The 21,793-nt window shown below is 51.0% G+C and carries 15 protein-coding genes and 1 pseudogene; 2 read left to right on the top strand and 14 right to left on the bottom strand.

Annotated elements, in window-relative coordinates:
- Positions 1-23: 23 nt before the first annotated feature.
- The 9 genes from bamA to rpsB form a co-directional block, all read right to left on the bottom strand.
- Complete coding sequence (bamA, locus tag ACVL1J_RS05330; protein WP_159570255.1) at positions 24-2,330, bottom strand: outer membrane protein assembly factor BamA; 2,307 nt, start codon at positions 2,328-2,330, stop codon at positions 24-26.
- A 51-nt stretch (positions 2,331-2,381) separates the two neighbouring features.
- Entirely contained in the window at positions 2,382-3,725 is a 1,344-nt protein-coding gene (gene rseP / locus ACVL1J_RS05325; RefSeq protein ID WP_159570253.1) for an RIP metalloprotease RseP, read from the bottom strand.
- Between the two features lie 13 nt (positions 3,726-3,738).
- Positions 3,739-4,938, bottom strand: coding sequence for a 1-deoxy-D-xylulose-5-phosphate reductoisomerase (gene dxr / locus ACVL1J_RS05320; protein ID WP_159570251.1), 1,200 nt, complete (start codon positions 4,936-4,938; stop codon positions 3,739-3,741).
- Positions 4,939-4,946: 8 nt separating this feature from the next.
- Positions 4,947-5,789, bottom strand: coding sequence for a phosphatidate cytidylyltransferase (locus tag ACVL1J_RS05315; protein WP_341236363.1), 843 nt, complete (start codon positions 5,787-5,789; stop codon positions 4,947-4,949).
- Between the two features lie 24 nt (positions 5,790-5,813).
- Positions 5,814-6,602: an undecaprenyl pyrophosphate synthase gene (gene uppS / locus ACVL1J_RS05310; protein WP_159570249.1), complete on the bottom strand. Its 789-nt coding sequence runs from the start codon at positions 6,600-6,602 to the stop codon at positions 5,814-5,816.
- A gap of 8 nt (positions 6,603-6,610) precedes the next feature.
- Positions 6,611-7,171, bottom strand: a complete 561-nt coding sequence (gene frr / locus ACVL1J_RS05305) for a ribosome recycling factor (RefSeq protein WP_159570248.1) — start codon at positions 7,169-7,171, stop codon at positions 6,611-6,613.
- Positions 7,172-7,212: 41 nt separating this feature from the next.
- Positions 7,213-7,923, bottom strand: coding sequence for a UMP kinase (gene pyrH, locus ACVL1J_RS05300; protein WP_008252555.1), 711 nt, complete (start codon positions 7,921-7,923; stop codon positions 7,213-7,215).
- 115 nt (positions 7,924-8,038) lie between these two features.
- Positions 8,039-8,929 carry a translation elongation factor Ts gene (tsf, locus tag ACVL1J_RS05295; RefSeq protein WP_159570247.1) on the bottom strand — a complete coding sequence of 297 codons (891 nt, stop codon included), beginning with the start codon at positions 8,927-8,929 and terminating at the stop codon, positions 8,039-8,041.
- 80 nt (positions 8,930-9,009) lie between these two features.
- Positions 9,010-9,765 (bottom strand): 30S ribosomal protein S2, encoded by a 756-nt coding sequence (gene rpsB / locus ACVL1J_RS05290; protein ID WP_159570246.1) that lies wholly within the window; start codon positions 9,763-9,765, stop codon positions 9,010-9,012.
- Positions 9,766-9,960: 195 nt separating this feature from the next.
- On the opposite strand from rpsB, the pseudogene map reads away from it, so the two are divergent.
- Positions 9,961-10,782, top strand: a pseudogene (gene map / locus ACVL1J_RS05285) (type I methionyl aminopeptidase); the annotation flags it as partial.
- Between the two features lie 49 nt (positions 10,783-10,831).
- Entirely contained in the window at positions 10,832-13,393 is a 2,562-nt protein-coding gene (locus tag ACVL1J_RS05280; protein ID WP_159571763.1) for a [protein-PII] uridylyltransferase, read from the top strand.
- Positions 13,394-13,425: 32 nt separating this feature from the next.
- Here ACVL1J_RS05280 and ACVL1J_RS05275 read toward each other — a convergent pair whose 3' ends face one another.
- The 5 genes from ACVL1J_RS05275 to smc are packed head-to-tail and all read right to left on the bottom strand — an operon-like array spanning position 13,426 to position 21,773.
- Positions 13,426-14,172 carry an S-methyl-5'-thioinosine phosphorylase gene (locus ACVL1J_RS05275; RefSeq protein WP_159570244.1) on the bottom strand — a complete coding sequence of 249 codons (747 nt, stop codon included), beginning with the start codon at positions 14,170-14,172 and terminating at the stop codon, positions 13,426-13,428.
- Between the two features lie 3 nt (positions 14,173-14,175).
- Positions 14,176-15,051 (bottom strand): UTP--glucose-1-phosphate uridylyltransferase GalU, encoded by an 876-nt coding sequence (gene galU, locus ACVL1J_RS05270; RefSeq protein ID WP_159570242.1) that lies wholly within the window; start codon positions 15,049-15,051, stop codon positions 14,176-14,178.
- A gap of 58 nt (positions 15,052-15,109) precedes the next feature.
- Positions 15,110-17,173, bottom strand: coding sequence for an NAD-dependent DNA ligase LigA (ligA, locus tag ACVL1J_RS05265; RefSeq protein WP_341236364.1), 2,064 nt, complete (start codon positions 17,171-17,173; stop codon positions 15,110-15,112).
- Positions 17,170-18,252: a hypothetical protein gene (locus ACVL1J_RS05260; RefSeq protein ID WP_341236365.1), complete on the bottom strand. Its 1,083-nt coding sequence runs from the start codon at positions 18,250-18,252 to the stop codon at positions 17,170-17,172. Before ACVL1J_RS05260 ends, ligA begins: the two co-directional genes overlap by 4 nt.
- Positions 18,249-21,773 carry a chromosome segregation protein SMC gene (gene smc, locus ACVL1J_RS05255; RefSeq protein ID WP_491665157.1) on the bottom strand — a complete coding sequence of 1,175 codons (3,525 nt, stop codon included), beginning with the start codon at positions 21,771-21,773 and terminating at the stop codon, positions 18,249-18,251. Before smc ends, ACVL1J_RS05260 begins: the two co-directional genes overlap by 4 nt.
- Between the last annotated feature and the right edge of the window lie 20 nt (positions 21,774-21,793).

Genomic DNA, 21,793 nt, shown 5'->3' with positions numbered 1-21,793 from the left:
CGTTCTCCAATATATATTCGAATTTAGAAGCCTGTACCAATCGTGAATTGAACACGTTGGGTTTCGTCCTGAGGCTCCTTGTTCAGCGGCACACCCAAGCTGAATTTCAAAGGCCCAACTGGGGACAACCAGGAAATACCTACACCGGTGGAGTAGCGCAGTTCCCCAAACTTGATTTTCTCATTGGTTTGGAAAACATTGCCTGCGTCCAGGAATGTGAAGGCCCGGAATGTCCGGTCTCTCGACATACCCGGTATCGGGAAGAAAAACTCGGCATTGGCAATAACGCGCTTGGCGCCGCCAATGGGTACATTGTCAGCATCACGCGGCCCCAGAGTGGAGGAGCGATAGCCACGAACCGTACCAATACCACCTGCGTACACATTGCGGAAAATTGGGTAAGGCGAACCGCCCAAGCCGAAACCACCAGTAATCTCGCCGTTCAGTGCCAAGGTATAAAGCTTGCCAATCGGGAAGTAGAACTGTTCCTGGTAAGTGGTGCGGATAAACTCTTGATCGCCAAGCGGCGTTGCATATTCAGCGGTCAAGCGGGTTACACGTCCACGCGTTGGCGCAATGGCTGAATCGCGAGAATCAAACGAATAGCCTGCATTGAGCAAAATGGCGTAACTGGAATTGCCAAAGTCATTCACGTATCGCTGGAAACGATCCGGGCTGAACGGACCCACTTCAAGATCGGTGCCCTCGTAACCAGCACCAAATGAAATACGCTCGAACTCACTGATTGGGTAACCAAAACGCAGACCTGCACCAGTGGTTTCAATAATGTAGTCACCCAAATTCAATTCGCTGGGGTCTGTGCGGCGGTTGTACACCTCGAAACTGCGGGAGACGCCATCAATGGTGAAATAGGGGTCGGTTTGTGAAAACGAAATTGTGCGGTTCACCTTGCTCGTATTCAACTCAAGGCCCACTGTTTTACCGGTACCAAACAGGTTTTGCTGCTGAATTGCAGCAGAGAGCACCACACTGTCCGTACTGGAAATACCGGCACCGAGCAACAGGTTGCCGGTCGGCTTTTCTTCAACCTGCATGTTTACATCGATTTGATCTGATGTGCCTGGTACTGGTTGAGTTTCAATCTCGACATTGGAGAAATAGCCCAAACGGTCAACACGCTCTTTGGACAACTGGATTTTTCTGGAATCGTACCAAGAAGACTCAAACTGACGGAATTCACGGCGAATTACTTCATCTTTGGTGCGGGTGTTTCCACCCACATTCATGCGGCGGACATAAACCCGCTTACCCGTGTCCACTGCCATATTGATGTTGACCACACGATTTTCGCGATCAAGGTCGGGAATGACGTTGGCATTGGCAAATGCATAACCATAATTACCTAAACGGTCTTGAATGGCTTTGGAGGTATCGGTCAACAATTCGCCATTAAAGGTTTCGCCTTTCTTCATCTTGATCAGCGATCGCAGTTCGTCATCGCGACCCGTTAACTGACCGGTCAGTTCGATATCACCAAAGGTGAATTTCTCGCCTTCCTTGATGGTGATCGTGATGAAAATGTCTTGTTTGTTGGGTGCGATTTGAACCTGGGTATTCTCGATATTGAAATCGGCATAACCGCGATTCAGGTAAAAAGAACGCAGCTTTTCAATGTCACCACTGAGCTTTTGCCGTGAATACTGATCGTTTTTGCTGTACCAGGACATCCAGCCACCAGTGCTCAGCTGAAATTCCTCAAGCAGGTCTTCCTCTTCAAAATCCTTTGCACCCAGAATTTTCAGTTGTTTGATCGATGCAGACTCGCCTTCGTCAACATTGAAGGTGATGCCTACACGGTTACGTGCCAACTGATCCACTCGGGTTTGAACCTGCGCGCCATATTTGCTGCGTGAAAGGTACTGGCGCTTCAATTCCTGCTCAGCTTTGTCAAGCAGAGACTTATCGAAAATCAGCGATTCGCCGATACCTACACCTTTCAGTGCTTCCTTCAGCGTTTCCTTGTCGAATTCCTTGGTGCCATTGATTTCTACAGAGGCGATCGCTGGGCGCTCAACCACGGTAACAACCAGCACATCGCCTTTTGCAGAAATTTTGACGTCTTCAAAAAAGCCGGTCGCAAAAAGTGAGCGGATGGCCTGCAAGGCCTTCTCATCGGTAAATGTGTCGCCCACGCGAATCGGCAGGTAGCTAAACACCGTGCCCGCTTCAGTGCGACGCAAACCTTCCACCTCGATGTCTTTCACCACAAATTGGGTTGCCTGGGCGTGTACAACGCCCACCGACAATGCACAGGTGGCCACGACTGGGTAAACCAAGCGCGCTGGAAACAGAGTACTTCTTATTGTCATTCAGATCGTTCCTACCAGCCCCGTCAGGCTGGAACCAATATATGAAGGCCTTTAGAAAATTAGCCTTTGAATATCATTAAAAAAAGCAACACTGGTCAATATGCCAATCAGCAAAATACCCAGTTTTTGGCCTCGAATTTGCCACACTTCATCAACCGGCTTGCCTCTGACGATTTCGGCCAAATAATACATCAAGTGCCCACCATCCAAGAGAGGGATCGGCAAAAGATTCAAAATGCCTAGGCTAACAGAAACCATGGCCAGAAAACCGAAAAAAGGAAGAATCCCGAGGCTCGATGATTCGCCTGCGGCCGAAGCAATGGACACTGGTCCACTAAGGTGGTTCCAGGACAAATCGCCCGTGACCATTTTACCCAACGCGGCCAGCGAAAATACGCTGACTTCGATCATACGACCAGTGCCTTCAACAATCGATTCAAACGGATTCAAGGGATTGCTGACAATGATTGATTCGCCGCCTATGGACAAGCCCAGACGTCCAATCGTTTCCCCGTTTTCCAATTGTGTTTTTTCAGGTACGGCCAATAAACTGATGTCTTGCTCGTTGCGACGAACAAGCACCGTGGATTTTGATGCGGGGCGCTCTTTGATCAGGGTGGTAAATTGGGCCGAGGTTTCAACCGGGATGCCATCTACGCTTAACAATTGATCGTTCGGCAGAAAGCCAGCCTTTGCTGCAGCACTGCCCTCGCCCACAGCCCTGACCAGCACGCTTTTTTCGATGGGGGAAAATCCCAGTTCGCGTGTTAAAGAAGGACCCAACTCCGCATTGATTGCCGATGACTTGACCGGCTCCAGAAATACTTCATTTCCTCCACGATCAACCTTGATTGACAGATCGTCGCGGAAAAGGCGAGCTTTGATCAAGGCCCAAGAGACTTCGTTCCAGTTTTTGGTTCTATCGCCGTTGACTTCCGTGATTTCATCGCCGCCCATCAAGCCAGTACTGGCCGCGATCGAGTTCGGTGTGGGCTCGGAAACCTGAGTGGCCAGGCCCATTGGCTGCATATAAGCCAAAAAGCCGTAAATCAACGCGGCAAGAATCAGGTTGGCCAAGGGGCCCGCCAACACAACCGCGATGCGCTGACCCACGGGTTTGCGGTTAAAAGCCTCTGAGAGCTCAATATCGTGACCTTTCAGGCTGTCCGGGTCACGCTCATCGAGCATACGAACATATCCGCCCAAGGGAATCCACGAAATTGTCCATTCCACCTTGGTTTTCTGGTTGATCCACCGAAAAATGGGCTTGCCAAAACCCACGGAAAAGCGAATCACACGCACGCCATAGTAGCGGGCCACTGCGTAGTGGCCGTACTCGTGAATAAAAACCAGAATGCCCAAGGCAAGCAGGAACGAAACAATTGAATTCAGCATTTAAATCCTGTGTTTAAAACTTTCCAGCGCATTCGGTTGCGAAAGCACGCACTTCGCTGTCCAATGCAAAGGCATCGTCCAGATTGCCAACCGAGGCAGATGCGAAACGGGCAATACACATTTGCGTCAGCTTCACAATGTCCATATAAGCAATCTTTTCATTCAAAAACAAGTCCACAGCCATCTCGTTGGCGGCATTGAAAACGGGCGCCATGGTGTCGGGTTTCTCCAGCACCTCGAAAGCCAATTTCAGCATCGGAAAGCGACTTAAATCGGGTTCTTCGAAATCCAGTCTGCCTAAGGCGGCCAAATTCAAACGTGGCGATCCGGATTCAATTCGGTCGGGCAAGCCCAATACGTGGGCGATCGGTGTTCGCATGTCTGGGCAACCCAGTTGCGCCAACATGCTGCCATCTTTGTATTCCACCAAAGAATGGACAATCGATTGCGGGTGAACCACCACAGACAGCTGACTGGCAGGCAAACCGAACAGCCACAATGCTTCGATCAGCTCCAAACCCTTGTTGGCCATTGTGGCGCTGTCCACTGAGATTTTCCGACCCATCACCCAATTCGGATGCGCAATCGCTTGGGCAGGCGTGACCTCGGAAAGTTCCGCGAGGCTTTTGTTTCGGAATGGTCCGCCCGAGGCCGTCAAAACCAGCCGTTCAATACCAAACTCGCTTGCTTTACTTATATCGTAGTTCGATGGAAGGCACTGATAAATCGCATTGTGCTCTGAGTCGACAGGTAAAATTGTGGCGCCCGATCGCAAACAGGCCTGAATCATGAACTGCCCGGCAAGAACAAGGGATTCCTTGTTCGCCAACAGCACCCTTTTCCCGGCCTGCAAAGCGCTGAGTGTGGGCTTAAGGCCTGCAGAGCCCACGATGGCAGCCACAACAATGTCAACTTGATCGCTTTGGCACAAAGACTCAAGATCGCCGTGCCCGCCAATTTCGGGAACGTAGCCCAGTTGATCGCGAAGTTTGTTACTGAAGCCCAGGGCATGCCAACTGTTCAATGCTTCAGGATCAGAAATGATCAATGCCTTGGGCTTGTGCACACACGCCTGGGCATACAGCAGTTCAATGTTTTTACCTGCCGCCAGGCCGTGCACCTGGAAACGGTTCGGGTGCCTGGCAACCACATCCAGTGTGTTGACACCAATGGTTCCCGTTGCACCCAAGATAAGTAGTTTTTGCACGTTCATTGTCAAATTCAAACCACGATTGCACTAACCAGCAAAATTGCAAGAGGCAGCACAGGCAGCTGCGCATCAATTCTGTCCAGAACGCCACCGTGGCCTGGCAGCAGCTGACTGCTGTCCTTCAGCCCTGCCCTGCGCTTCAGCATGGATTCAAACAGATCGCCCACCACACTGTAGGCACTGAGCACCACTAGCCAGAATGTGAATACAAAGGGGTGCCAACGTTCAAAGGCCATTACTTGCCAAGTGTTTTTCAGCTCGGGATAGGTACCAGAGAGTACAACCACCAGCCAACTCAGCAAGACCACACTGAATGCACCACCAATTGCACCCTCCCAGCTTTTACCGGGAGAAATACGGGGAGCCAGCTTGCGTTTGCCCAGGGCTTTGCCAAAGAAATACGCAAAAATATCCGCCGCAAAGCAAATTGCAATGGTGCTTAATAAAAAGACAATGCCGTAGGTTTTGGTAATAATCAAGGCCAAACCCGCAGCGGCGATAAGAACAAAGCCAGCGAAGCCGTACAGGCTTTTGTTGACCAACACGCCGACGGACACATTTCGAAGGCACCATGGGGCGAAAGCCACCCAAAAAACGCTGGCCAAGGCAAGCAACGGAAGAGCTTGAGTTTGGAGATTAATTACACGTTCAGCAGCAACGCAAAGGGCACCGCCCAACACTGCATATGCAATTGCCTGTTGGGGCTTGAACAGACCCAGCCTTGCCCACTCCCAGAAGGCACCCACAAGCACTGCCAATACAAATAAATTCCAGCCGACCACGCCGCCATACAACAGAACAACTAGCAACACGATCAGCAGGATCACAGCTGTGATCACACGCGTTCTAAGCATGATATGTCTCGATTGAGAACCGAATCACTGGGCAGATTGCCGAACATTGACCACTGGGGGTTGAATCTGCTCGGAGGTTCGACCAAAGCGTCTTTCTCTGTTGTTATAGGAATCAATGGCCTCAAGCATCATGGGCTTGCCGAAATCAGGCCAAAACTTGTCTGTGAAATAGAACTCAGTGTACGCCAACTGCCACAACAGGAAATTGGACACCCTTTGCTCGCCGCCGGTGCGAATGAAAAGGTCTGGCTCAGGGCTGCCTTGAAGGCACAAATGCTTCGACAGATCCGTTTCAGATATTTGCTCGGGATTGCTGGCCAACTCAGGATTGTTTTTCAACATTTTTTTGGTGGCCTGGAGAATATCCCAACGCCCACCGTAATTGGCAGCAATATTCAAGAACAGCCGAGTGTTGTCTTTGGTGAGCTCTTGGGCTGATGCAATCGCAGCTTGAAGCTCAGGTTCAAACGCTGTGGTGTCGCCAATAACCCTCAGGCAAATGTTTTCCCGATGCATGGACTCAACGTCTTTGCGAAGCACCCGAATGAACAGACGCATCAATAAACTGACTTCCTCGGGGGGGCGACGCCAGTTCTCGGAGGAAAAAGCAAACAGGGTGAGATGCTCAACGCCCAACTCACAGCAGGCTTGAACAGTGCGCTTGACTGCATCTACACCACGTTTGTGCCCGGCGAACCGGGGCATCATTCGCTGTTTAGCCCAACGGCCGTTTCCATCCATCACGATTGCAACGTGCTTTGGAATGTTGGATGTGGAAGGTACATCCAGGGTTGAGCTGGTGTAGACGGTCATGGATGACTTTAAACCGTCATGATTTCGGCTTCTTTGGACTGCAAAACCTGATCGACTTCAGACACAAACTTGTCGGTCAATTTTTGAACATCAGCCTGTGCGCGGCGCTCATCGTCCTCGGAAATTTCTTTGTCGTTGACCAAGCGCTTTAGCGCTTCGTTGGCATCGCGGCGCAGGTTGCGAATGGCCACCTTGGTTTGCTCGCCCTCACCCTTGATGAACTTGGTCAGTTCCTTGCGGCGCTCCTCGGTCAGCGCTGGCATTGGAACACGAATGGTTTCACCCATCGACGCTGGGTTCAAGCCGAGGTCTGATTCACGAATGGCTTTTTCCACGGCGTTGGCCATGTTTTTTTCCCACGGCTGAACCACAATGGTGCGCGCGTCGGCAAGACTCATGTTTGCCACTTGTGAAATTGGTACCATGGAACCATAGTAATCAACTTGCACATGGTCCAAAATGCCGGTGTGTGCGCGGCCAGTGCGGACTTTCTGCAAGTCTGTCTTCAGGGATTCGATGGATTTAACCATCTTTTCTTCGGTTGTGCTTCGAATGTTTGCAACGCTCATGATTGGATTCTCACTGCCTCAGTCGATTGATTCGTCAATTATTACATGTGCACCAAGGTGCCCTCGTTTTCACCAGCAACGGCTCGGTGCAGCGCACCCGGCTTGTTGATGGAAAACACCCGAATTGGAAGCTTTTGATCGCGACACAGGGCAAACGCCGTCGCATCCATGACCTCGAGGTTTTTGGAAATTGCTTCGTTGAATGAAATTCTTTCGTACCGGGTTGCGGTTGGGTCTTTGTTGGGATCAGCAGTATAGATGCCGTCCACTTTCGTGGCTTTTAGCACCACTTCCGCACCAATTTCAGAACCGCGCAATGCCGCAGCGGTGTCGGTTGTAAAGAAAGGGTTGCCTGTACCCGCAGCAAAGATGACAACTTTGCCTTCTTCAAGGTAACGAATGGCCTTGGGGCGAATGTAAGGCTCAACCACTTGCTCAATGTTCAAGGCGGATTGAACCCGTGCTTCAACCCCGGCACGACGAAATGCGTCTTGCAGGGCCAGTGCGTTCATCACTGTGGCCATCATGCCCATGTAGTCTGCAGTGGCTCTGTCCATGCCGGCCGCGCCAGGCGCGATACCCCGGAAAATGTTGCCACCACCGATAACAACTGCCAACTCCACACCAGATGCGGAAACCTCCGCAACCTCAGCAACCATTCTTTCTATGGTTTGACGATTGATGCCGTAGGAGTCTTCACCCATCAGGGCTTCGCCTGACAATTTGAGTAACACACGTTTGTATGCTGACATTCAAGCCTCTTGTTGGATCATTGTCAGGATTCTATAACGTAAAGCACAGAACTTCGTAGACGTACAAATAAAAAGGGGCTTCCCGTGTCGAGAAACCCCTCTTCAAATAAAGGAATTAACGTCCTGCGGCGGCGGCTGCTGCTTGAGCGGCAACTTCAGCGGCGAAATCGTTCACCTTCTTTTCAAAGCCTTCACCAACGATGAACAGGTCGAAGCCGTTAACTTCGCTGCCCTTGCTCTTGAGCATGGCTTCAACGGTAAGTTTGTCGTCTTTCACGAAAGGCTGAGACAACAGAGCGACTTCCTTCAAGAACTTCTTGATCGAACCCTCAACCATTTTTTCGGCGATGTCGGCTGGCTTTCCAGACTCTTCCGCCTTGGCTTTTGCTACTGAGCGTTCACGATCAATGTCTTCTTGTGGAACACCACTTTCGTGCAAAGCCTTGGGTTTGGTCGCCGCAATGTGCAATGCAACGTCTTTACCCACGTTCTCGTCAGACCCGGTGTAGTCCACCAGTACGCCAATTTTGCCACCGTGAATGTACGAGCTCAGGTTGCCTTTGGCTTCTACACGATTGAAGCGACGCACAGACATGTTTTCACCGATCTTGCCGATCAGGGCTGCACGCACGGTTTCAACTGTGCCTTCGCCCAGTGGCAATGCTGACAACGCTTCAACATTTGCAGGGTTGTGGTCGGCAATCAGCTTGGCCACATTGGCTACAAAGGCAAGGAAATCGTCGTTTTTGGCAACAAAGTCGGTTTCACAGTTTACTTCTACAATTGTGCCCAACTTGCTGGAATCATTGATATAAATACCAACAAGACCTTCGGTGGTTGCGCGAGCAGCGGCTTTGCTGGCCTTGCTGCCCAATTTCACACGCAAAATTTCCTCAGCCTTGTCCATGTCGCCAGCGGCTTCGGTCAGGGCTTTCTTGCATTCCATCATGGGCGCGTCTGTTTTCTCGCGCAGTACTTTAACCATTGCTGCTGTAATTTCAGCCATTGATTTTCTCCTAAAGTCGGATTCTGAATTAGATAAAAAAAAGGGGCGACTGGTCGCCCCATCGGAAGACAAAGGCTTGATTAGCCTTCAGCTCCCTCTTCAGACACTTCAACGAAGTCGTCGCCGCCTTTGATGGCTTCAACCACATCGTTTACAGCCTGGTCGCGGCCAGCCAATACGGCATCGGCTACGGAACGGGCGTACAAACGAATGGCGCGGGCGGAGTCATCGTTACCAGGAACAATGTAGCTAACACCTGCGGGCGAGTGGTTCGTATCCACGATACCAACAACTGGAATGCCCAGCTTCTCGGCTTCGGTGATGGCAATTTTGTGGTAACCCACGTCGCACACGAAAATTGCATCAGGCAATGTTGGCATGTCTTTGATGCCACCAATTGACTGGTTCAGTTTTTCGAGTTCACGGGCGAACATCAAGGCTTCTTTCTTGGACATGCGCTCAGTACCGCCGTCGGCGATGATGGCTTCCATGTCTTTCAGACGCTTGATGGATGTTTTCACGGTTTTGAAGTTGGTCAGCATGCCGCCCAACCAGCGCTGGTCAACGAAGGGCATGCCGCAGCGTGCTGCTTCTTCAGCGATAATTTCTTTGGCTTGGCGCTTTGTGCAGACAAACAGGATGTTGCCGCGGTTTGCTGACAGTCGCTTCACGAATTTCAGCGCGTCGTCGAGCATTACGACGGTTTTTTCCAGATTGATAATGTGGATTTTGTTACGATGGCCGTAGATGAAAGGGGCCATTTTTGGGTTCCAGAAGCGTGTTTGGTGGCCAAAGTGGCAACCAGCTTCCAGCATTTCGCGCATTGATGCTGCCATGAATTTCTCCAGTATAGACAGGGTTGAATGGGTTTGTACTGGGCTAGCATCGGGTTAATAAACCAACAAAAACTAGCACCCTGTCGCACAAACCATTAAATTTACTCTTAAGCGCCAACTAACTAAGCCAGTTAGCCATAGCGCCAGAGCAGCCAAAGATTATACTCGGTTAAAATACGTTAGCTCAAGCAGGAATTAAACAAAACCATGGATATTGTGATTAAAAATGAGCACGACATTGAAAAAATGCGTGTTGCTGGCCGTTTGGCCTCGGAAGTTCTGGATTTTATCGGCCCGCACGTGGTTGCAGGCATTACCACCGATGAACTCGATAAGCTTTGCCACGACTACATGGTGAATGTGCAGGGCACCATTCCAGCCCCTTTGAATTATGCCCCACCGGGTTACACGCCCTACCCCAAGTCAATTTGTACTTCGGTCAACCACCAAATTTGTCATGGTGTGCCCGGCCCCAAGAAATTGAAGAACGGTGACATTATCAATATTGATATTACGGTCATCAAAGAGGGTTATCACGGCGACACAAGCCGCATGTTCATTGTGGGTGAGGGCTCGCTGGCCGCGCGAAGACTGTGTGAAATTACGTTTGAAGCCATGTGGATTGGCATTGAGCAGGTAAAACCCGGGGCCACACTGGGCGATGTGGGTGCTGCGATTCAGAAATTCGCTGAAGGCTTTGGCTACTCGGTGGTTCGTGAGTTTTGTGGTCACGGAATTGGCACCAAGTTTCATGAAGAACCGCAAGTGTTGCACTATGGCAAACCTGGAACTGGTGTGAAATTGCTGGAAGGCATGATTTTCACCATCGAACCCATGCTGAATGCGGGTCGCAGGGAAATCAAGGAAATGCCGGATGGCTGGACAATTGTGACCAAAGACCACAGTCTGTCGGCTCAGTGGGAACACACGGTTTTGGTCACCGCCGATGGTTACGAAATCTTGACTCAGTCAACAGGAACACCAGCGAATCCTCGCTTGAAAACACAGGCAGCCTGACTTGAGCAACAAACCGGTAATTACGGCTGAATCCAGTTCTGCACAAGATTTGAACGCTGTGCGGGTAGCAATTAAGAACCAGTTGAAAAGCCAGGCACACCTTTGGCTGACCCCATTTGACCAACACACCCCAGCGTCCATGGTTGAATCGGTGCTGAGAAAACGCAGTGTTTGCGTGGATGAAGCCCTGGTCTCCCTTTGGGATGCCATCGGAATGCCCAAACAATACAGCTTGGTCGCGGTTGGTGGTTATGGGCGTGGTGAATTGTTTCCCTTCTCTGATGTGGACGTGCTGATCCTCATTGACCAGGAACCGGATGAAATCAACACAGAGAAGCTGGAAACCTTTTGTGGATCGGGTTGGGACATTGGCCTTGAAATCGGGCACAGCGTCAGAACCCCTGACCAATGTGTTGAAGAAGCTGGCAAAGACATCACAGTACAAACAGCACTTGTTGAATCGAGACTTCTTGCCGGCAATTCCAATAATTTCAAAAAGCTGAACGATACTCTTCACAAATTACTTGAAGTTAAAGCCTTTTTTCGTAAGAAAACCCTTGAGCTTCGGCAACGTCACGCCAAGTATCAAGAAACACCCTACAGCCTTGAGCCCAACTGCAAAGAGAGCCCCGGCGGACTTCGAGATTTACACGTCATTCTTTGGGTATGCCGAGCTGCCAATCTGGGCAATAGCTGGGCTGAAATGGCCAAAAAAGGGCTGATCACGCCATTTGAGGCCGCAAAGTTGAGAAACAACGAGCGCACCCTCAAAAAATTCAGATACCAATTGCATGTGACAACTGGCCGCCGGGAAGACCGACTTGTTTACGATGTGCAAACCCAACTGGCTGAGTCCTTGGGCTATCGCCCCACCGCTGCGAAGCGGTCAAGCGAACAACTGATGCAACGGTATTATTTGGCCGCCAAGGCGGTCATGCAATTGAACACGATATTGCTTCAAAATATTGAATTGTCGATATTCGGCGTTAATGCTGAACCTGTGGTGATCGACGATGAGTTTCAGGTCACTGATTCTTTGCTCGACATTCGAGACGACGAGGTATTTGCCCGAAATCCTTCAGCCATGCTTCGTGCTTTCATCGTGATGCAGCAAAACCCGCGCTTAAAGGGTATGAGCGCCCGAATGTTGCGCCGACTTTGGCACAGTCGGGTCAAGATCAATAGTGATTTCAGAAATGACCCCGTCAACAAGGCGTTGTTCATTGATTTTTTCAAACAGCCCCAAGGAATAGTCCACGAACTGCGGCGCATGAACGAGACCAGTGTGCTCGGAAGGTATTTGCCTGTTTTTCGGAAAATTGTGGGTCAAATGCAGCATGACCTGTTTCATGTGTACACAGTAGACCAGCACATTTTGACCGTGGTTCGCAATTTGCGCCGGTTTACGATGGCAGAGCATGCACATGAGTACCCCTACTGCAGCCAATTAATGGCCAATTTTGACGATCACTGGTTGTTGTATATTGCTGCCCTGTTTCATGATGTGGCCAAGGGTCGTGGTGGCGACCACAGCGTATTGGGTGAAGTTGACGCCCGCAAGTTTTGCAAAGACCACGGATTGAATCAGGAAAGCACCGACTTGGTGGCTTTTCTGGTGAAACATCACCTGACCATGTCGAACACGGCTCAGAAGAAAGATTTGTCAGATGTTGAAGTGCTCAAGGAGTTTGCCGCGTTGGTAAAAACTCCACGCAACCTGACAGCACTCTACCTGCTCACAGTGGCTGATATTCGGGGTACAAGCCCGAAAGTTTGGAATGCCTGGAAAGGCAAATTGCTGGAAGATTTGTATCGACTGACGCTTAAACACTTGGGCGGTGAGGCTCCGAACCGCCGTCAAATGCTTGCCGAGCAGCAGGCTGAGGCGCGGAGAATTTTGCGGCTGTATGCACTTTCCGATGATGTGCAAGACAAGCTTTGGGCTCAGCTCGACGTGTCTTATTTCTTAAGACAAGGCCCCAGCGACATTGCCTGGCACACGCGGCACCTTTACTGGCGCGTGGACACAGATCAACCGATCGTCAAGGCTCGCCTTTCTCCCATTGGTGAAGGCCTGGAATTGCTGGTTTACACGCGGGATGAAATGGATTTGTTTGCGAGAATTTGTGGTTATTTCGATTCCAAGAACCTGAGTATTCTGGATGCGAAAATTCACACCACCTCGCACGGTTATGCGCTTGATTCTTTCCTGATCCAGCACGACAGTCACCATGAGTTTTACCGGGAAACATTGTCCTTACTCGAGGCAGAACTTCAGGACCGACTGATCAAGCGTCAGCCCCTTGAAGCACCGGTGTTTGGAAGAATGTCCCGACAATCACGACACTTTCCGGTGCGCCCTTCGGTTGACTTGAAGCCCGACGAGAAAGGCAATCAATATTTGCTCACCGTGTCGGCCACTGACCGCACGGGTTTGCTCTACTCCATTACTCGTTTGCTGGCGCAATACAAAGTCAACGTGCAAACAGCCAAGATCATGACCCTGGGCGAGCGCGCGGAAGATTCTTTCTTGCTGTATGGTCAATCACTGAATTCCGGCAAACTTCAAATTCAACTTGAAGCCGAGCTTCTGGAGCTGTTGTCCATTTGAATTCGAATATCGGGTTTTTTACACAACCCTTTTTATTCGTCGTGAAGCTGGACCATCGATTTGATGATCCCCATTACACGGCCCATTCCTTCATGAACTGTTTTGCTGATTTGGGCGTGTGAAATTTCCTGAGCACTCTCGCCCACTCCGGCAGCCTGGTTGACTACCAAGGCCAGGTGCGCGTACGGTATTTCCAGCTCACGCGCAAGGCAGGCCTCGGGCATGCCAGTCATGCCAACAATGTCGGCACCATCGCGCGCCAGCCGCTTAACCTCGGCCGCAGTTTCCAATCGTGGACCCTGTGTGCAGGCGTAACAGCCGCCCTGCGCCACTTGCTCGCCAACTGAGTCAGCGGCAAGACACAACGACGTGCGAAGTGCTTGGTCATAAGGCCAGGTGAAGTCGATGTGTTGCACTGCCTGGTTGTCGCCTTCAAAAAAAGTAGCGTGGCGCCCGTGGGTGTAGTCCAGTATTTGATCGGGTACGACCAACTGCCCGGGCTTTAAATCAGGGCGAATGCCACCCACCGAGGCCACGGAGAGAATCCCTTCGATGTTGAGCTGCGACAGGGCCCAAATATTGGCCCTGTAGTTAATTTGATGGGGAGCAATGGTATGTCCGTAGCCGTGGCGCGCCAGAAAAACAATTTCATGACCGGCCAGCATGCCGATGGTGAGGGCACCGGAGGGCTCGCCATACGGGGTGCGTTGCACCTTGCGCATGGTAATTTCAAACCCTGGCAACTGACTCAAACCACTACCGCCCAACACTGCGTACATTGTTTACTTCCTGTTCTTTAAATAATCTGCAAACTCTGCAGCCACTTCGTGGTGTTTCAAACCGAGTTCCACCGTGGCCTTTAGATAACCAATTTTAGAGCCACAATCGAAGCGCGTACCTGTGAATCGATAAGCCAATACGGGCTGGTCTTCCAACAAGGAGGCAATGCCATCAGTCAGCTGGATTTCTCCGCCAGCGCCTTTGCCGGTTTTGCGAATGTGATCAAAAATTTGTGAATTCAACACATAACGCCCTACTACCGCCAGGTTGGTGGGGGCGTCTTTGGGGTCGGGCTTCTCAACAATTGCATTGACCCGCTCGGAACGATTGTTCCAAGGCGTGCTTGAGACAATACCGTAAGACTTTGTTTCAGAAGGATCAACCTCTTGCACTGCCAATACGCTGGCGTGTTCACGCTCGAACACTTTGACCATTTGATGGGTCACCGAAGGCGTGCCTTTGTCAACATCCATCAGGTCGTCAGCCAGCAGCACAGCAAAGGGTTCCGTACCCACCACGGGCTCGGCGCACAACACTGCATGTCCCAGGCCCAGCGGCTCCATCTGACGGATATAAATACAATTCACGTGACTGGGTACAATGTTTTTCACTATTTCAAGCAGTGCGGTTTTACCACGCGCTTGTAGCTCAGCTTCCAGCTCGTAGGCCTTGTCAAAATGGTCTTCGATGGATCGTTTGCTGCGCCCTGTAATAAAAACAAGTTCGGTCATCCCGGCTTCAAGCGCTTCTTCAACGGCGTATTGAATCAATGGCTTGTCCACAACCGGCATCATTTCTTTGGGGCTTGCTTTGGTGGCAGGTAAAAAGCGGGTGCCCATACCCGCGACGGGGAATACAGCTTTTCTAACTCGGGTCATGATCGCTCACTCAGTAGTAGTCAATGAATAAGAAAGTAATCGAAATAAACAATTCTAATTAAAGCATACCTTGAAATGTACCCTCGTCCAGCACTGTAACGCCCAAGGCAGCAGCCTTGTCCAATTTGCTACCCGCCGCTTCTCCAGCCAAAAGGTAATCCGTTTTCTTGGACACTGAACCGGTTACTTTTCCGCCTCGTGTTGCGATCAATGCCGCTGCGTCGTCTCGACTGTATTGGCTCAAAGTGCCTGTCAGCACAAATGTCTTGCCATAAAACGGATGCGACTCATCAGTGACTTGGGTCTCTTCGGCAGGCCAACTCAGGCCAAGCGCAATAAGTTCATGCACGACCTGCTGATTGCCTGGTTCATCGAAAAATTGACGAATTGATTCAGCCACCACTGGGCCAACGTCGTTCACCTCAAGCAGCGCATCGATGCTCGCGCCCATCAGGCGGTCGACATTTTTAAAATGCGTTGCCAGGTCTCGTGCTGTCGCCTCGCCCACGTGCCTTATGCCCAAGCCAAAGAGAAAGCGTCCAAAGGTGGTTTGCTTTGCTTTGTTGATGCTGTCCAGCAGGTTTCGCGCCGATTTTTCACCCATTCGCTCAAGCTGCACCAACGCCTCATATTCCAGGCGAAAAAGATCTGCCGGCGTTTTCACCCACTCTTTGTCGACCAAGACTTCAACCAGCTTGTTACCCAGTCCCTCAATGTCAATGGCTCGCCGATGTGCGAAATGAATAATGGACTGCGTAAGCTGTGCTTTGCACACCAAGCCACCAGTACACCTGAATGCAGCCTCGCCCTCTTCCTTGCGAACAAGGGAGTTACAAATTGGGCAATGCGTGGGCATAACAAATGCAGTGCTTGCCGCGCTGCGAACATTGCCGGAAAACGGAATAACCTCGGGAATGACATCGCCTGCCCGGCGAACCAACACTTGATCCCCCACGCGCAAGTCTTTGCGTTGAATTTCATCCAAGTTGTGCAAGGTGGCAGACGAAACAACCACCCCGCCTACCTTCACTGGCTCCAGTTTTGCTACCGGAGTAATTGAACCAGTTCGGCCCACCTGCACTTCAATGTTAAGCAGCCGGCTGAGTACTTCATCGGGTGGATATTTATGTGCAACTGCAAAGCGCGGTGCTTTGGCCACATACCCCAGTTGATCCTGAAGATCAAAGGAGTCAACTTTGTAAACCACACCATCGATCTCAAAAGGCAAGGAACTTCGACGTTCGCCTACATTGCGATAAAACGAAAGCAGACCATCTGCACCATGCGCGGTCTGGCTCAATTCCGACACTGGCAATCCCATGTCTGCCAGCCATTTCATCATGGCAGATTGGCTTTTTAGTTCACGAAGTTGCTCGCGTTCCAATGCTGCACCGTAGCAGTAAAACCGCAGGGGACGCCCCGCGGCTATTTTGGGATCAAGTTGTCGAATGGTGCCAGCGGCTGCATTGCGTGGATTGGCAAAAACTTTCAGACCGAGCTCTGCCTGCCGTTCATTCATCTGCATAAAATCTTTTTTTGTCATAAAGATTTCGCCGCGAATTTCAAGCTGTGCTGGTACGTCGCTTCCTTTTAATCGAAGCGGCAAGCTTCGAATGGTTTTTACATTGGCTGACACGTCTTCACCCACAGTGCCATCGCCACGGGTAATCGCTTTGTCAAAATTGCCATTGTTGTAGTGGATCGATATTGCCAAACCGTCAAATTTCGGATCCACCGAGTAATCGATGATGGCTTCAGGGGGCAGATCGGCCAATTCTTTGACTCGCCGATCAAACGCAATCACGTCGCTGTCATCAAATGCATTGCCCAGCGAAAGCATGGGTACGCGATGTCGAACTTGTTCGAATCCCTCGGCGGGCTTGCCGCCGACACGTTGCGTTGGCGAATTGCTTTGAATTAGTTCAGGGTGTTTGCTCTCGAGTTGCTGCAACAACTGGTAATTTTTGTCGTACTCCGAATCGGGCACCTCGGGTTCGTCGAGAACATAATAAGCATGCTCCCAGCGGTTCAACAAATCGATCAGCCTGCGCATGGCCAGCATGGGCGACTCTTCCGGAGAATTGCCGCTGTTTGCACTATCGAACAAATCCAGATTGCTCATGAAAACAAAATGCGAGCCACGGTTGTGCCAGGTTTGAAGCCGGAATCAGTCAAATTGCGAACCCGCTCAATGAGCTGATTGTAAATACCTTCAATTGCCTGCGTACTCAAGGTTCTACCCGAGTCGTCCATCAGGGGGGCGCCAAATTTTTCATTCATGCCATGGCATACGGTGACAATGTCACCCAAGGCCTTGACTGGTTCAGCAGAATTGGGCACATCAATGCTGAAGCTCAACAAACGCTTACCAGGCGCATTGTGAATCACCATGCTGGCCAGGGAGCCCGATTCGTCACTGAGAAACCACTGATGTCCTTTCTGTACCCAACCGGCCACCGCCAGCATGTCAACAGCCGTGCTTTCTTGCACGGTGTCGGGTAGCAAACAATGCAATCCCAACAAGGTATCCAGCGCAGCTGCTGCTTGATCCAGCGTTTCTGCTTTGGCAACCACTTCTTTCATTTCCGGGAATTCGATGTCCGCATTTTGATCCTCGGCAAACCGTTTCAGCTTTCCAAGAACTTCTGAAAACTCAATAGAGCTCAGTGGTCCTTTGCGGTTGGCGATCTGAACACTGGCTCTTAATGATCGTGCCGTGCCCGCATAGGGACTGGCCTTAAACCACAGCGTTTCAGTGCTTTCAGCAGAATCAGGACTGGCAGAATAAATAATGCGCTTCCGATTGATCTGCTCTAAGCCATCGACCAGCGCTTTCCACGAATTTGCGTCTTTTTCCTCATCAAATCGAACAATAAAATCTGCGAACAGACGCTTGTCGATTGTAATTTGCAGTTCATTTTGCAGATTATTGTCGTTGAGGGGCATTTCAGAGCTTGAATCATCTGCGGCCTCATCAAATGAAAGGTCAGAATCCGGACGACTCGAACCTGAAAAACCTGGTTCGAAGCGCTCAAATCCTGATTTGGCCACACCTGTATTCAAGAGCGGATCTTCGTCTGTTTGACCGAAGCGTTCGCTGGCCTGATTTCGCAGCCTGTAATCTTGCCACCAGTTGTAAGCGATCATGGCAGCAATGCCGCCGCCGCCAACAATCAGAAGGGTGAGTTGTAAATCGTTCATACGGTTTCCGTGGCCATTTTTTCTGCTGCAGCCAAATCAACGGCAACAATACGGGAAACACCTTTTTCCTGCATCGTGACTCCGATCAGCTGCTGCGCCATTTCCATGGCGATTTTATTGTGGGAAATGAACAAAAACTGGGTTTGTTCAGACATTTGTTTGACCAAGCGCGTGAAGCGCTCGGTATTTGCGTCGTCCAGCGGCGCATCCACCTCGTCGAGCAAGCAAAATGGCGCAGGATTCAATTCGAATATTGCAAACACCAGTGCCGTGGCAGTAAGCGCTTTTTCTCCACCTGACAGCAGGTGAATAGTGCCGTTTTTCTTGCCGGGCGGTTGCGCAAATACCTGAACACCAGCGTCCAGGATTTCATCGCCAGTCATGACCAAGCGAGCCTCGCCGCCACCAAATAGTTTGGGGAACAATCGCGAGAAGTGGCCATTGACCACACCAAAGGTTTCAGAGAGAAGGTCTCGGGTCTCTTTGTCAATTTTACTAATTGCATCCTCAAGGGTTTCCATGGCTTCTATCAGATCACCAGCCTGTTGGTCCAAGAAAGATTTTCTCTCTGTCGCAGCGGCCAATTCGTCAAGCGCGGCCAGGTTGACTGCCCCCAACTCTTGCATACCGTTGGTAAGGCGCGTTACTTCAGCCTGGAGCACCGACGCTTTAGGCGGCACCTCCATGGCAACGAACTGCTGGCTTAATTCGTTTACATCGGCGTGAACTTCGTCCATCAAATTTTTATATTGTTCGATGGTTAATTCAGCCGCCTGAATTTTTAATGCCAAGTCTTGAACCGCATCCCGTAAGGGGTCAGCCTGTTTGTCGCTCTCTTTCTCGCTGCGCTCGAGCTCAGAAACCTTCGCCATGATTTGTTCAAGGGCATCGCGAGACACTGCCACTTTTTCTTCGGCGATCACGCGTTCTTCCAGCGCACCTTGAAGCGCCTCTTGTCCCTCAATTTCAGAGAGCCCCTCAAGTTCGGCCAAAGCCAGTTGCTTGCGCTGTTGAATTTGTTGAATTTGACTGCTTGCAAATGCAGTGTCGCGCTCGCATTCCCGCTGCCGCGATTCCTGATTGCGAATATTGAACTCTGCGTCCTGTTTCCTACGCAGTGTGTTTTGTACTTGTGCCTGTTTGTCGCGCAGTGCCTGTTCAGCTTCCGTTACCTTGTCTTTGCGGCTTTCAAGGGCATCGCTGGCCACTGCCAGTTGTTCATCCAGCTCGGCGTATTTGTCTTCTGATTCGAGAAGAATGGCGCGCTGTTCTTCAAGCTCACTTTGCAACAAAGCCAAATCCAAACCGATCTGTTCGCGACGACTGTCCGCCCTGCTTTGTTGTTCTTGCAGGCGAATCAATTGCACTTGGGCTTCATGCAGGCGTTTTGTAAGGCTTTCGACGAGGTTTCGGGCCTGCACCACATTGGCTTTCATTTCACCGGTGCGCAATTGCAATTGATCGCGCTTGGCCATGGACTCGTTTTTCAACATGTCGAGTGCTCGCACTTCAGTGCGCAAGGCTTCAATTTGCTGCTGGCGCTCAAGCCGACCACTTTGAGCGTTATCGGCAGCATAGAAAGACACCCCGGTGACGCTTACGCAATGTCCCTGTGGCGTGAAAACTCGCTGACCAGGCTTGAGTGTTTTGCGTTTGAGCAGCGCGGATGGCAAATCGGGTGCCAGCAAATAGCCCGCCAACAACTGAACCAACGATTGTTGTACAGACGAATCCGAACTGCGGACCAAGCTTGCCAGGTCTTCGGGACCCACGGGCAAGTTTGAATTTAAAGTCGGTGACGATTCCATGAAAGCCACGCGGGCGGGCGGAGGCTGTTTTGCAAAGCCCTCAACCAAGTCCAGTGTTCTGACTTGAAAGCTGTCCAAAGACTCCCTCAAAGCAGATTCAAGCGCCCTTTCCCAGCCACGTTCAACTTGCAGTTTGCCCAACAAGCGCGGAGTTTCGCCCAATCCGCTACTTTCAACCCACGGCTTTAATTCGGCACTTTCTGCAAGTTGATCATTTAATTTTTCAAGTGCTTGCAATTGCGCCTGGGCATTGGCGTACTTGTCACGTTCGGCATTAAACGCCCCTTGTACGTGGTCCAGCTCAGCGCCGCCCGCGGCCAGTTTGTTTTCCAGTTCGCCAAGATTGTTTGTGGCTTGGGAAAGCTCGCCTTCAAGTGACTGAACTCGGGCCTGAACCTCATCCATTTCATGTACAGAGGGAGCCGCAATTTGCTGCTTTTCTGATTCAAGGCGATCCAGCTTTACCTGAATGGTATTTTCAGCACGACTGGCTGATTCTTGTTGCGAAGACACCTGACTGAGCGCTTGCTGTATTTGCATGACGCCTGCTCGTTGCTGATCCACAGCAGAGCGCGCAACCTGCAAAGCCTGTTCAACGGGCTCAACAGCCAACTCCGCCTCTTCAAGGGCAATAATTCGCTCTTCGAGTTCCGCTTGTAGCTCTTCTGTGGAACCGCTGATTTCCTCCAGGCGAGCATTGGCGTCTTCCTGGCGTGCTGTCCAGTTTTGTATTTCCAGCTCAAGTTCGGCCACTCGGGCACCCAAACGGGCGCGCGATTCAGCCATCACGCGTAAATCCGCCTCGAGGCGGCTTACCTGCCGATTGGCCTCAATCCATTGGGTTTGATCATTTTCAAGTTGCTGCTGCGCATCCACTTGCCTTTCGCGCACTGCAAACAATTCCGTTTGAGTGCTGATCGATTTGGCTTGAATAGCCTCAAGATCCGCTTTGGCTCGCTCTAGTTTGGCCTGACCGGTGTTTTTTTGTTCAAGTGCTTCTGAGTAGCGGATGTACCAAAGCAAGCGCTGTTTTGTATTTTTCGCCTCTTCCAGTTCTTTAAACTGTCGAGCCACAGTGGCCTGCTGTTCCAGCCGTTCAATTTGGCTGGTCAACTCACGCAGAATGTCTTCAATTCGGGTCAGGTTGTCGCGCGTATCGGCCAGACGATTGCCGGTTTCCCGACGACGCTCCTTGTATTTCGACACGCCCGCAGCTTCTTCAAGAAAAATTCGCAATTCTCCCGGACGGGCTTCAATAATTCGGGCAATCATGCCCTGCCCTATAATGGCGTAAGCGCGCGGCCCAAGACCAGTACCCAGGAAAATATCCTGAACATCGCGGCGGCGAACCGCCTGCTGGTTGATGTAGTAGGTTGAAGCGCCATCGCGTGTAAGCACGCGTTTTACTGAAATTTCAGAATATTGGTTCCAACTGCCGCCAGCCCTGCCCTCAGCGTTGTCGAACACCAGTTCGACACTGGCGCGAGAAGCCGCCTTGCGGTTGGTCGAGCCATTGAAAATCACGTCTTGCATTGACTCACCGCGCAATTCGGATGCTTTGGACTCGCCCAGCACCCAGCGCACTGCATCGATGATGTTGGATTTGCCGCAGCCGTTCGGACCCACCACGCCCACCAGGTTACTGGGGACAGCAAAGGATGTCGGTTCAACAAATGACTTAAAGCCAGCTAAACGAATGTGAGTTAATCGCACGATGAGGTGGAAATGAGACC

The sequence above is a fragment of the Limnobacter sp. G6BE5S genome (assembly GCF_058448965.1).
This window is presented reverse-complemented; position numbering and strand designations above follow the sequence as displayed.

Excerpts from the sequence above, each read along its gene's own strand:
- bamA (WP_159570255.1), bottom strand. The coding sequence starts at position 2,330 with ATGACAATAAGAAGTACTCTGTTTCCAGCGCGCTTGGTTTACCCAGTC.
- rseP (WP_159570253.1), bottom strand. The coding sequence starts at position 3,725 with ATGCTGAATTCAATTGTTTCGTTCCTGCTTGCCTTGGGCATTCTGGTT.
- dxr (WP_159570251.1), bottom strand. The coding sequence starts at position 4,938 with ATGAACGTGCAAAAACTACTTATCTTGGGTGCAACGGGAACCATTGGT.
- ACVL1J_RS05315 (WP_341236363.1), bottom strand. The coding sequence starts at position 5,789 with ATGCTTAGAACGCGTGTGATCACAGCTGTGATCCTGCTGATCGTGTTG.
- uppS (WP_159570249.1), bottom strand. The coding sequence starts at position 6,602 with ATGACCGTCTACACCAGCTCAACCCTGGATGTACCTTCCACATCCAAC.
- frr (WP_159570248.1), bottom strand. The coding sequence starts at position 7,171 with ATGAGCGTTGCAAACATTCGAAGCACAACCGAAGAAAAGATGGTTAAA.
- pyrH (WP_008252555.1), bottom strand. The coding sequence starts at position 7,923 with ATGTCAGCATACAAACGTGTGTTACTCAAATTGTCAGGCGAAGCCCTG.
- tsf (WP_159570247.1), bottom strand. The coding sequence starts at position 8,929 with ATGGCTGAAATTACAGCAGCAATGGTTAAAGTACTGCGCGAGAAAACA.
- rpsB (WP_159570246.1), bottom strand. The coding sequence starts at position 9,765 with ATGGCAGCATCAATGCGCGAAATGCTGGAAGCTGGTTGCCACTTTGGC.
- ACVL1J_RS05275 (WP_159570244.1), bottom strand. The coding sequence starts at position 14,172 with ATGTACGCAGTGTTGGGCGGTAGTGGTTTGAGTCAGTTGCCAGGGTTT.
- galU (WP_159570242.1), bottom strand. The coding sequence starts at position 15,051 with ATGACCCGAGTTAGAAAAGCTGTATTCCCCGTCGCGGGTATGGGCACC.
- ligA (WP_341236364.1), bottom strand. The coding sequence starts at position 17,173 with ATGAGCAATCTGGATTTGTTCGATAGTGCAAACAGCGGCAATTCTCCG.
- ACVL1J_RS05260 (WP_341236365.1), bottom strand. The coding sequence starts at position 18,252 with ATGAACGATTTACAACTCACCCTTCTGATTGTTGGCGGCGGCGGCATT.